Source organism: Streptomyces sp. SAS_281, from assembly GCF_052542855.1.
The window spans coordinates 1-12500 of the sequence record NZ_JBMNDO010000056.1 but is presented as its reverse complement, the minus strand read 5'-3'; the positions used below and the strand labels follow the sequence as shown (position 1 = coordinate 12500).

The following is a 12500-nucleotide window of genomic DNA, read 5'->3' as shown; positions in this document are numbered from 1 at the left end:
CCAAGCCCAGGCCGGTATTCCTGTGGGATCACCTGCCCCCGTACCGGGCGGTAGCGACCAAGACTGGTTGGTTCCTGACAGATGGAGCGAGGGGACCTTTGTTTATGACCGGCACACGTGTCGTGGCGCTCGGCCACTACCAGCCCGCCAAGGTGCTCACCAACCACGACCTGGCGGCCATGGTCGACACCAGTGACGAGTGGATCACCAGCCGCGTCGGCATCAGGACCCGCCACATCGGCGGCCCCGACGAGCCGGTGGACGAGCTGGCCGCGCACGCCGCCGCCAAGGCCCTCGCCGCGGCCGGTCTCCAGCCGTCCGACATCGACCTGGTGCTGGTCGCCACCTCCACCGCCATCGACCGTTCGCCGAGCATGTCGGCCCGGGTCGCCGCCCGCCTTGGCATGGAGGCGCCCGCGGTCATGGACATCAACGTGGTGTGCTCCGGCTTCACCCACGCCCTCGCCACCGCCGACCACGCGCTGCGGGCCGGCGCCGCCACCCGTGCCCTGGTCATCGGCGCCGACAAGATGGGCGACATCGTCGACTGGACGGATCGTTCCAGCTGCGTACTGATGGGGGACGGCGCCGGTGCGGCCGTCGTCGTCGCCGACCCGGCGGAGAGCGGGCGCCCCGGCATCGGGCCGGTGCTGTGGGGGTCGGTCCCCGGCATGGGGGACGCGGTCCGCATCGAGGGGACGCCGCCGCGCTTCGCGCAGGAGGGCCAGTCCGTCTACCGCTGGGCCACCACCCAGCTGCCCCCCATCGCCCGCAAGGTGTGCGAGAAGGCGGGCCTCACCCCGGAGGACCTGGCCGCGGTCGTCCTGCACCAGGCCAACCTGCGGATCATCGAGCCCGTCGCCCGCAAGATCGGCGCGGTCAACGCCGTCGTCGCGCGCGACGTGATCGACTCCGGCAACACCTCCGCCGCCTCCATCCCGATGGCCCTGTCCAAGCTGGTCGAACGGGGCGAGGTCCCCAGCGGTGCGCCGGTCCTCCTCTTCGGCTTCGGCGGCAACCTCAGCTACGCGGGACAGGTGATCAGCTGCCCGTGAGCCGGGGGGCTTTGTCCTCGGAGTGGAGAAAGTTCGCCGGATTCACGCGCGACTTCTTCCCAGTCCCGGCAACCGCTGCTACGTTCCCCTCCCAAGCCCGACGGACAGGCCGACGAGGCGGGAGGGGCGCGTGAGACGTATGACGGCACGACCCGCGAACGCCCACCAGGCGCGACTGCTCCGGCTGTTGCGCGACGGTGGGCCCAACTCCCGGGCGAAGCTGGGCGATCAGGTCGACCTCTCGCGGTCCAAACTGGCCGTCGAGGTCGACCGGCTACTGGAGACCGGACTCGTCGTCGCCGACGGGCTCGCCGCGTCCCGGGGCGGACGCCGGTCGCACAACATCCGGCTCGCCCCGCACCTGCGCTTCCTCGGCGTCGACATCGGCGCCACCTCCATCGACGTGGCGGTCACCAACGCGGAGCTGGAGGTCCTGGGCCACCTCAACCACCCCATGGACGTACGCGAAGGGCCCGTCGCGGTCTTCGAACAGGTGCTGTCCATGGCGGCGAAGCTCCGGAACTCCGGGCTCGCCGACAGCTTCGACGGCGCCGGCATCGGTGTCCCCGGACCGGTCCGCTTCCCCGAGGGCGTCCCCGTCGCGCCCCCGATCATGCCCGGCTGGGACGGCTTCCCGGTCCGCGAGGCACTCAGCCAGGAGCTGGGCTGCCCGGTCATGGTCGATAACGACGTGAACCTGATGGCCCTGGGGGAGCAGCAGGCGGGCGTGGCCCGTTCCGTGGGCGACTTCCTCTGCGTCAAGATCGGTACGGGCATCGGCTGCGGCATCGTCGTCGGCGGCACCGTCCACCGGGGCGCGACGGGCAGCGCCGGCGACATCGGCCACATCCAGGTCGAACCCGGGGGCCGGCTCTGCGCCTGCGGCAACCGGGGCTGCCTGGAAGCCCACTTCAGCGGCGCCGCCCTGGCCCGCGACGCCGAGGACGCGGCCCGCGCCGGACGGTCCGAGGAGCTCGCGGCCCGGCTCGACGCGTCCGGCCGGCTCACCGCCGCGGACGTGGCAGCCGCGGCGGCCGCAGGGGACGCCACCTCGCTCGTCCTGATCCGCGAGGGCGGCAACCGCGTCGGCCAGGTCATCGCGGGCCTCGTCAGCTTCTTCAACCCCGCCCTGGTGGTGATCGGCGGCGGGGTGACCGGACTCGGCCACACCCTGCTGGCCGCCGTCCGGGCCCAGGTCTACCGGCGCTCCCTGCCGCTGGCCACCGGCAACCTGCCGATCGTCCTGGGCGAGCTGGGACCCGCCGCCGGAGTCACCGGCGCGGCCCGGCTCATCAGCGACCACCTCTTCTCACCCGTCTGACCCGCCCGGCCCGCCCGAACGGCGGGCAGCCCCACACACCCACACCTCGTCCGCCGAGGGGATTCGTCATGGCTCCGCAACCACCGCTGCTCACCATGTCCGGCATCACCAAGTCCTTCCCCGGTGTCCGCGCCCTCGACGGCGTCGACCTGGAGGTCCAGGCCGGCGAAGTGCACTGCCTCCTCGGCCAGAACGGGGCCGGCAAGTCCACCCTCATCAAGGTCCTGGCCGGCGCCCACCAGCCCGACGAGGGCGAGATCACCTGGCGCGGTGAGCCCGCCGAACTCAAGTCGCCCATGGCCGCGATGCGCCTCGGCATCGCCACGATCTACCAGGAACTCGACCTGGTCCGGGGCCTGTCGGTCGCCGAGAACGTCTTCCTGGGCCACGAGTTCACCAGCGCCGGCTTCGTCGTCCGCTCCCGCCGCGCCCGCGCCGAGGCCGCCGCCCTGCTGGCCCGGCTCGGCCACCCGGAGATCGACCCGGCCCGCCCGGTCGGCGAACTCTCCGCCGCCCAGCAGCAGATCGTGTCCATGGCCCGGGCGCTCTCGCACGACGTACGGCTCATCGTGATGGACGAGCCGTCCGCCGCGCTCGACCCCGACGAGGTCGGCAACCTCTTCCGGATCATCGCCTCGCTCACCGCCGAGGGCGTCGCCGTCGTCTACATCTCGCACCGCCTGGAGGAGATCCGCCGCATCGGCGACCGGGTGACGGTGCTCAAGGACGGCCGGGCCGTCGCCTCCGGCCTGGCCGCCGAGACCACCCCGACGCACGACATCGTGGCCCTGATGACGGGCCGCAAGGTGGAGTACGTCTTCCCGCCCCGCACCCCGCCGCCCCCCGGCCGCGCCGGAGCCGCCCCCGTACTCACCGTCGAAGGGCTCGTCAGGGACGGCGAGTTCGCCCCGGTCGACCTGGAGGTCCGGCCCGGGGAGATCGTCGGCCTCGCCGGACTCGTCGGCTCCGGGCGCTCCGAGATCCTGGAGACGGTCTACGGCGCCCGCCGGGCCACCGCGGGCCGGGTCACCGTCGACGGAAAGGAGCTGCGGCCCGGGAGCGTGCGCTCCGCCGTCGCCGCCGGCATCGGCCTCGCCCCCGAGGAGCGCAAGGCCCAGGCCCTGCTGATGCTCGAATCCGTCACCCGCAACGTCTCGCTCTCCACCATGTCCCGCTACTCCAGGACCGGCTGGCTGGACCGCATCGCGGAGCGCCGGGCGGCGAGCGAGGCCACCCGGACCCTGTCGCTGCACCCCGACAACCCGGACACCCCCGTCCGCAACCTCTCCGGCGGCAACCAGCAGAAGGCGGTCCTGGCCCGCTGGCTGCTGCGCGGCTGCCGGGTGCTGCTGCTGGACGAACCGACCCGCGGCGTCGACGTCGGCGCCCGCGCCGAGCTCTACGCCGTGATCCGCCGGCTGGCCGACGAAGGGCTGGCCGTGCTGCTCGTCTCCAGCGAAGTGCCCGAAGTCCTGGGCCTCGCCGACCGGGTGCTCGTCCTGCGCGAGGGACGCGTCGTGCACACCGCCGACGCCACGGACCTGGACGAGCACCGCGTACTCGACCTCGTGATGGAAGGGAGCCCGACGTCATGACCCACCCCGTTCCCACGGCACGGCAGAGCGGGCCGGACGAGGGCCCCGCCCCCGTGGCCCTGAAGAAGTACGGACCCCCGCGCGCCCTGGGGCTGCGCCTGGACCTGCACACCCTGTCCCTGCTCGGCATCCTCGCCGTGCTGGTGGCCGTCGGCGGATTCACCGAGCCCGACGCCTTCCTGGACACCGGAAACCTCCAACTCGTCCTGACCCAGGCGTCGGTGATCGGTGTCGTCACCGTCGGCGTGACCTTCGTCATCACCTCGGGCGGCATCGACCTCTCGGTCGGCGCCATGGTCGCCCTGGCCTCCGTCTGGGCGAGCACCCTAGCCACCCAGGAGTACGGGCTCGCGGGCATCCTGTTCACCGCCGTCCTCGTCGGCCTCGGCGCAGGGCTGGTCAACGGGATGCTCATCGCGTACGGGAGGGTGGTGCCGTTCATCGCGACGCTGGCGATGCTCGCCTCGGCGCGCGGCGTCGCCCTCATGATCACCGACGGCAAGACCCAGATCGTCACCGTCGACGCGGTGCTGGACCTGGGGCTCCCGGACTCCTTCGTCCTCGGCATCCCGCCGCTCGTCCTGATCTTCGCCGCGGTCACCGCCGCCGGCTGGCTGCTGCTGAACCGTACGACCTTCGGCCGCCGCACCGTCGCCATCGGCGGCAACGCGGAAGCGGCCCGGCTCGCCGGCATCGACGTCCGCAGGCAGCGGCTCTACCTCTACCTGCTGTCCGGACTGTGCTGCGGTATCGCCGCGTTCATGCTGATCATCCTGTCCGGCTCCGGCCAGAACACCGCGGGCAACCTCTACGAACTCGACGCCATCGCCGCCGCGATCATCGGCGGCACCCTCCTCAGCGGCGGACGCGGCACCATCACCGGCTCCGTGCTCGGCGTCCTGATCTTCACCACGATCACCAACATCTTCGCGCTCAACAACCTGCAGAGCGACGTCCAGCAGATCGCCAAGGGCGCGATCATCGTCGCCGCCGTCCTCGTCCAGAGCCGCACCGCCCGCACCGAGACCTGAACCGCCCGGCCCGTCCACCCCCCTCCCGCACACCCACCCACCGGATGAAGGGTTCCACAGCCATGCCGCAAACCAGTCGCAGAGGGCTCCTGTTCGGCACCGCAGCCGTCTCCGCCGGCGCCCTCCTCACCGCCTGCACCAGCAACGACCCCAAGGAGAAGGACGCACCCGCGCAGAGCGGGGCGCCCGCCGCCGACGACAAGCCGGGCAAGCCCGTCACCATCGGCTTCGCCGGACCCCAGGCCGACCACGGCTGGCTCAACGCCATCAACGAGCAGGCCAGGTCCCGGGCGAAGAAGTACTCCGAGGTCACCCTGGAGACCACCGAGGGGTCCAACGACACCGCCGCCCAGATCGGCCAGGTCAAGACCCTCATCAACAAGAAGGTCGACGTCCTGGTCGTCCTGCCCGCCGACGGCAAGGCCCTCACCCAGGTCGGCCTGGAGGCCATGCGCGCGGGCATCCCCGTCATCAACCTGGACCGCATCTTCGCCTCGCCGCAGGCGTACCGCTGCTGGGTCGGCGGCGACAACTACGGCATGGGCCTCAACGCCGGCACGTACATCGGCGAACAGCTCAAGGACAAGAAGAACGCCAAGGTCGTCGAGCTGGCCGGGATCGACAACCTGGAGCTCACCAAGCAGCGCAGCAAGGGCTTCGCCGACGCGCTGAAGAACTACTCCAACATCGAGCTGGTGGCCCGTCAGGCGGCCGAGTTCACCGTGGAGTCGGGCCAGGCGAAGATGGCGCAGCTCCTGCAGGCGCAGAGGAAGTTCGACGCCCTGTGGAACCACGACGACGACCAGGGCGTGGGCGCCCTGAGCGCGATCAAGCAGGCGGGGCGCGACGAGTTCCTGATGGTCGGCGGCGCCGGCGCCAAGTCCGCGATGGACGCCATCAAGGCCGACAACAGCGTCCTGAAGGCCACCGTCCTCTACCCGCCGACCATGGCCGCCTCCGCCATCGACCTGGCCCGCGCCCTCGGCCAGTCCAAGGGCGTGTCCGGCCTCGCCGAGCTGGAGATCCCCACCAACCTCACCCTCTACTCCGCCGTCGTCACCAAGGACAACGTCGACCAGTACCTGCCGACGGGCTTCAACTGACCCGCCCCGCGACCGAACGTGCCGCACCACCGACGAGGAGGAAGCCCCGGATGGCCCAGAGGGATCAGACGCAGGAGACGGCAGCGCCGCCGACGCTCGGGATCGGCATGGTCGGATACGCGTTCATGGGAGCCGCCCATTCACAGGGCTGGCGCACCGCCGGACACGTCTTCGACCTGCCGGCGCGACCGGTGCTCGCCGCGGTCTGCGGACGCGACCGCGCCGCGGTCGAGGCGGCGGCCGCCCGGCACGGCTGGGCCGCCGCCGAGACCGACTGGCGCGCCCTGATCGCACGCGACGACGTGCACCTGGTCGACATCTGCACACCCGGCGACAGCCACGCGGAGATCGCCGTCGCCGCCCTGGAGGCCGGCAAGCACGTCCTCTGCGAGAAGCCGCTCGCCAACACCGTCGCCGAGGCGGAGGCCATGGCGGCGGCGGCCGAGCGCGCCGCCGCCCGGGGCCGGTCCGCCTTCGTCGGCTTCAACTACCGACGGGTGCCCGCCCTCGCCCACGCCCGCCGGCTCATCGCGGAGGGCCGCCTCGGCAGCCTGCGCCACGTGCGCGCCGTCTACCTCCAGGACTGGCTGACCGACCCCGCGTCCCCGCTGACCTGGCGCCTCGACAAGGACCGCGCGGGTTCCGGCGCGCTCGGCGACCTCGGGGCCCACGTGGTGGACCTCGCGCAGTACCTCGCGGGGGTGCCGCTGGCCGCGGTGTCGGCGCTGACCGAGACCTTCGTACGCGAACGCCCCCGGCCGGCCGGACCGTCCGGGAAACTCGGCGGCGGGGCGGCGGCCGGGGGCACCGGTCCGGTCACCGTGGACGACGCCGCCGTCTTCACCGGCCGGTTCACCTCCGGGGCCCTGGCGTCCTTCGAGGTGACCCGGATGGCGGCCGGCCGCAAGAACGCCCTGCGCCTGGAGATCAACGGGGAGCGCGGCTCGCTCGCCTTCGACCTGGAACGCCTCAACGAACTGTCCTTCCACGACCACACCGAACCCGCCGCCACGGCCGGGTTCCGGCGCGTCCTCGTCACCGAGCCCGAGCACCCGTACCTGGAGGCGTGGTGGCCGCCGGGCCACCCCCTCGGCTACGAGCACACCTTCGTCCACCAGGCCCGGGACGTGGTGTGCGCCATCGCCGGAGGCGCCCCGGATGTGCCGACGTTCGCGGACGGCCTCCAGGTGCAGCGGGTGCTGGCCGCGGTGGAGGAGAGCGCCGCGAAGAACTCCGCCCTCACCCCCGTAATCCTCTAGGAGGTCCCGTCCCATGCCGCGCCCCTTCACCCTCTTCACCGGCCAGTGGGCCGACCTCCCGCTGGAGGAGGTCTGCCGGTACGCCCGCGACTTCGGGTACGACGGACTCGAACTCGCCTGCTGGGGAGACCACTTCGAGGTGGACAAGGCCCTCGCCGACCCGGCGTACCTGGACGGCCGCCGCCAACTCCTCGACAAGTACGGCCTGAAGTGCTGGGCGGTCTCCAACCACCTGGTGGGCCAGGCCGTCTGCGACAACCCCATCGACGAACGCCACCAGGGCATCCTGCCCGGCCGCATCTGGGGTGACGGCGAGCCGGAGGGGGTGCGCCGGCGTGCCGCCGAGGAGATCAAGAACACCGCGCGGGCGGCCGCCGCCTTCGGCGTGGACACCGTCATCGGCTTCACCGGGTCCTCGATCTGGCACCTGGTCGCGATGTTCCCGCCGGTCCCGCCGCACATGATCGAGCGCGGCTACGAGGACTTCGCGGAGCGCTGGAACCCGATCCTGGACGTCTTCGACGCGGAGGGCGTGCGCTTCGCCCACGAGGTGCACCCCAGCGAGATCGCCTACGACTACTGGACCACCCACCGCGCGCTGGAGGCGGTGGACCACCGCCCTGCCTTCGGCCTGAACTTCGACCCGAGCCACTTCGTCTGGCAGGACCTGGACCCGGTCGGCTTCCTGTACGACTTCCGGGACCGGATCTACCACGTGGACTGCAAGGAGGCCCGCAAGCGCCTGGACGGCCGCAACGGCCGCCTCGGCTCCCATATGCCCTGGGGCGACCCGCGCAGGGGCTGGGACTTCGTCTCGGCCGGCCACGGCGACGTGCCCTGGGAGGACGTCTTCCGGATGCTGCGGTCCATCGGCTACGCGGGTCCCGTATCGGTGGAGTGGGAGGACGCCGGCATGGACCGCCTCGCGGGCGCCCCGGAGGCGCTGGCGTCCCTGAAGCGGTACGACTTCGACCCGCCGAGCGCGTCCTTCGACGCGGCGTTCGGGGGGAGCGACTGACCCCCTTCGGGGCGCTGGTCCCCCCAGTCCCGCTTCTCGGGCACTGAGGGGCTCGACCCGTGCCCGGCGGTCGCCCGTGCGCCGCCGGGCTGCTCCGCCTTGCCCTCATCCCGCTTTGTCCTGACCCGGGAAAAAGTCCGGCAACTCTGCCGACAAGGGCTTTCCGTCCCGGACGAAGGGGCCTACCGTTCTGGCATGTCCCTGACATAGACCAGCGTCATTTCCCTGTCACCGGCGTCGCACGGGCCCGGCTGACCTGCGCGGCAGTCCCCGCGCGAACGGCACGGCATCACCGCCCGCACAACCGGCAACCTCCGGAGGACACGTGCACACACCCCGCAGCGGCAGCCGCACCAGGCTCCGCATCCAGGAATCCCTCGCTCTGTTCACCGGCGGTCTGCTGGCCGCCGCCACCCTCGGCCTGAGCGCCGCCTCGGGTACCGCCGCCGCCCACGAGGAGCCCGCGCCCGCGCCGGCCGCCGAGGACTTCCAGCAGGTCACCCTCGCCAAGGGGGCCGCCGAGACCGGTGAGCCCATGTCGCTGGCCGTGCTCCCCGACCGCAGCGTGCTGCACACCTCGCGCAGCGGCGAGCTGCGCATCACCGACAGTGCGGGCAACACCAAGGTCGCCGGCGTCATCCCGGTCTACTCGCACGACGAGGAAGGCCTCCAGGGCATAGGCGTCGACCCGCGGTTCAGCGAGAACCGGGCGATCTACCTCTACTACGCACCTCCGCTGGACACCCCGGCGGGCGACGCGCCCGAGACCGGCACCGCCGCCGACTTCGCCCCCTTCGACGGCGTCAACCGGCTCTCCCGCTTCGTCCTCAACGAGGACGGCACGCTGGATCTCGGCAGTGAGAAGAAGGTCCTCGACGTCAAGACGTCCCGCGGTATGTGCTGTCACGTCGGCGGGGACATCGACTTCGACGCCGACGGCAACCTGTACCTGTCGACCGGCGACGACACCAACCCCTTCGCGTCCGACGGCTTCACGCCCATCGACGAACGCCCGGACCGCAACCCGGCGTTCGACGCCCGCCGCTCCGCGGGCAACAGCAACGACCTGCGCGGCAAGATCCTGCGCATCAAGGTCGCGGACGACGGCTCGTACACCATCCCGGACGGCAACCTCTTCGCGCCGGGGACGGACAAGACTCGTCCCGAGATCTACGCGATGGGCTTCCGCAACCCGTTCCGCTTCTCCGTCGACAAGGCCACCGGCATCGTCTACGTGGGCGACTACGGGCCGGACGCCGGCGCGGCCGACCCCAAGCGGGGGCCGGCGGGGCAGGTCGAGTTCGCCCGGGTCACGAAGGCCGGCAACTTCGGCTGGCCCTACTGCACCGGGGCGAACGACCCTTACATGAACTACGACTTCGCCACCAGGACCTCCGGCGCGGCCTTCGACTGCGCCGCCCCGAAGAACACCTCGCCGCACAACACCGGCCTGGTCGACCTGCCCCCGGCCCAGGCCGCCTGGATCCCGTACGACGGCGGGTCCGTCCCGGAGTTCGGTTCCGGCTCGGAGTCCCCGATGGGCGGACCGGTCTACCACTACGACCCGGACCTCGACTCGCCCGTGAAGTTCCCCGAGGCGTACGACGGGGACTTCTTCGCCGGTGAGTTCGGCCGCCGGTGGATCAAGCGGATCGAGCAGGACGCCGACGGCAAGGTCGAGTCCATCAACGACGTCCCCTGGTCCGGCACCCAGATCATGGACATGGCCTTCGGGCCCGACGGGGCGCTGTACGTCCTGGACTACGGCCTCTCCTGGTTCGGCGGCGACGAGAACTCCGCGCTCTACCGCATCGAGAACGCCACCGGAGGACGCTCCCCGATCGCCGAGGCCACGTCCGACAGGACCTCGGGCACCGCGCCCCTGAAGGTGCGGTTCTCCTCCGCCGGCACCACCGACGACGACGGCGACGCCCTCACGTACGCCTGGGACTTCGGCGACGGAGGAACGTCCACGGCCGCGAACCCCACGTACACGTACAAGAAGAACGGCACCTACACCGCCACCGTCACCGCGAAGGACCCCACGGGCCGCACCGGATCGGCCAGTGTGCATGTGACCGTCGGCAACACGGCACCCTCGGTGAAGCTGGAACTCCCGGGCGACGGACAACTGTTCACCTTCGGTGACACCATTCCCTTCAAGGTGACCGTCACCGATCCCGAGGACGGCACGATCGACTGCTCCAAGGTCGAGGTCCGCTTCGTCCTCGGCCACGACAGCCACGGCCACCCCATCACCTCGGAGCACGGCTGCACCGGCACCATCAAGACCGAGATGGACGGCGGGCACGACCCCAACGCCAACATCTTCGGCGTCATCGACGCCTCGTACACCGACGGCGGAGGCGGCGGCCAGGCCGCACTGACCGGCCACGACCAGGCGCAGCTCCAGCCGCGCCACCGCCAGGCCGAGCACTTCACCCACTCGTCCGGCGTCAAGACCTACGACAAGGCGAACGCCGAAGGCGGCAAGACCGTCGGCGACATCGAGAACGACGACTGGATCTCCTTCAAGCCGTACATCCTCGGCGACTCCACCAAGCTCACCGCCCGGATCTCCTCCGGCGGCGCGGGCGGCTTCCTCGAAGTGCGCACCGGCTCGCCCACCGGTACGATCCTCGGCTCCGCACCGGTGCCGGTGACCGGCGGCTGGGAGACCTTCCAGGACATCGACGTCCCGCTGCGCGGCGTCCCGAAGAAGGCCACCGAACTCTTCCTGGTGTTCAAGGGCGGCGAAGGCGCGCTCTACGACGTCGACGACTTCGAGCTCTCCAACACCCCGCCCGACAGGACCGCCAAGCGCGTCCTGGTCTTCTCCAAGACCGCCGGCTTCCGCCACGACGCGATCCCCGAAGGAATCGCCGCGCTGAAGGAACTCGGCAAGGACAGCAACATCACGGTCGACGCCACCGAGGAGGCACGCCAGTTCACCACCGCCAACCTGGCCCGCTACGACGCCGTCGTCTTCATGTCCACCACCGGTGACGTCCTCAACGCCGACCAGCAGAAGGCCTTCGAGAACTACATCAGGACCGGCGGCGGCTACCTGGGCGTCCACGCCGCCGCCGACACCGAGTACGACTGGTCGTTCTACGGCGGACTCGTCGGCGCCTACTTCTCCGGCCACCCCGCCATCCAGCCCGTCACCGTCCGCGTCGAGGACCACAAGCACCCGGCCACCGCCCACCTGGGCGACGAATGGCAGCGGACCGACGAGCTGTACAACTACCGCACCGACCCGCGCGACAAGGTCAAGGTCCTCGCCACGCTCGACGAGACCACCTACACCGGCGGCACCATGAAGGGTGACCACCCGATCACCTGGTGCCAGACGTACGAGGGAGGCCGCTCCTTCTACACCGGCCTCGGTCACACCAAGGAGTCGTACGCCGACACGGACTTCCGGAAGCTCCTCCTGGGCGGGATGCGCTACGCCGCCGGCCAGGTCAGGGGCGACTGCAGGCCGAGCACCGGCTACCGGCCGATCTTCAACGGCAAGACGCTCGAAGGCTGGAAGCAGGCAGGTCCCGGGAAGTTCGACGTGGTCGACGGCGAACTGCGCTCCGAGGGCGGCATGGGCCTGCTGACCTACCAGGCGAAGGAGCTGACGTCCTACTCCCTGAAGCTCGACTGGAAGCTGGCGGGCGACGACAACTCCGGCGTCTTCGTCGGCTTCCCGGAGTCCGACGACCCCTGGTCCGCGGTGAACAACGGCTACGAGGTCCAGATCGACGCCTCCGACGCCGTCGACCGCACCACCGGTTCCGTCTACACCTTCAAGGCGGCCAACACCAAGGCCCGCGACCAGGTGCTGCGCCCGCCGGGGCAGTGGAACAGCTACGAGATCAAGGTGCGGGGTGAACGGCTCCAGATCTTCCTCAACGGTGTGAAGATCAACGACTTCACCAACACCGACCCGGTCCGCAGCCTCAAGGACGGCTACATCGGCCTTCAGAACCACGGGGCCGACGACCAGGTGTCCTTCCGCAACATCCAGCTGAAGGAACTGCCCCCGGCGTAGGCAGCTCCCCCCCACCGGGGGGGGGGGGGGGGGGGGGGGGGGGGGGGGGGGGGGGGGGGGGGGGGGGGGGGGAGGG

The 12500-nt window shown here is 71.2% G+C and carries 8 protein-coding genes; all 8 read left to right on the top strand.

Features of this window, described 5'->3' with window-relative positions:
- Positions 1 to 104 precede the first annotated feature (104 nt).
- The 8 genes from ACN6LM_RS21510 (at position 105) to ACN6LM_RS21475 (ending at position 12424) form a co-directional block, all read left to right on the top strand.
- Positions 105 to 1055: a beta-ketoacyl-ACP synthase III gene (locus ACN6LM_RS21510; protein ID WP_445066998.1), complete on the top strand. Its 951-nt coding sequence runs from the start codon at positions 105 to 107 to the stop codon at positions 1053 to 1055.
- A 139-nt stretch (positions 1056 to 1194) separates the two neighbouring features.
- Positions 1195 to 2376, top strand: a complete 1182-nt coding sequence (locus ACN6LM_RS21505) for an ROK family protein (protein WP_445066997.1) — start codon at positions 1195 to 1197, stop codon at positions 2374 to 2376.
- Between the two features lie 68 nt (positions 2377 to 2444).
- On the top strand, positions 2445 to 3971 hold the full coding sequence (locus ACN6LM_RS21500) for a sugar ABC transporter ATP-binding protein (RefSeq protein ID WP_445066996.1): 1527 nt from the start codon (positions 2445 to 2447) through the stop codon (positions 3969 to 3971).
- Positions 3968 to 5002 (top strand): ABC transporter permease, encoded by a 1035-nt coding sequence (locus ACN6LM_RS21495; protein ID WP_445066995.1) that lies wholly within the window; start codon positions 3968 to 3970, stop codon positions 5000 to 5002. The genes ACN6LM_RS21500 and ACN6LM_RS21495 overlap by 4 nt, the downstream gene beginning before the upstream one ends.
- Positions 5003 to 5064: 62 nt before the next feature.
- Positions 5065 to 6105: a substrate-binding domain-containing protein gene (locus ACN6LM_RS21490; RefSeq protein ID WP_445066994.1), complete on the top strand. Its 1041-nt coding sequence runs from the start codon at positions 5065 to 5067 to the stop codon at positions 6103 to 6105.
- Positions 6106 to 6155: 50 nt separating this feature from the next.
- Entirely contained in the window at positions 6156 to 7364 is a 1209-nt protein-coding gene (locus ACN6LM_RS21485) for a Gfo/Idh/MocA family protein (protein ID WP_445066993.1), read from the top strand.
- Between the two features lie 13 nt (positions 7365 to 7377).
- On the top strand, positions 7378 to 8382 hold the full coding sequence (locus ACN6LM_RS21480) for a sugar phosphate isomerase/epimerase family protein (RefSeq protein ID WP_445066992.1): 1005 nt from the start codon (positions 7378 to 7380) through the stop codon (positions 8380 to 8382).
- 325 nt (positions 8383 to 8707) lie between these two features.
- The gene (locus ACN6LM_RS21475; protein WP_445066991.1) at positions 8708 to 12424 is read left to right on the top strand and encodes a ThuA domain-containing protein; all 3717 of its coding nucleotides are present in this window, start codon (positions 8708 to 8710) and stop codon (positions 12422 to 12424) included.
- Positions 12425 to 12500 lie beyond the last annotated feature (76 nt).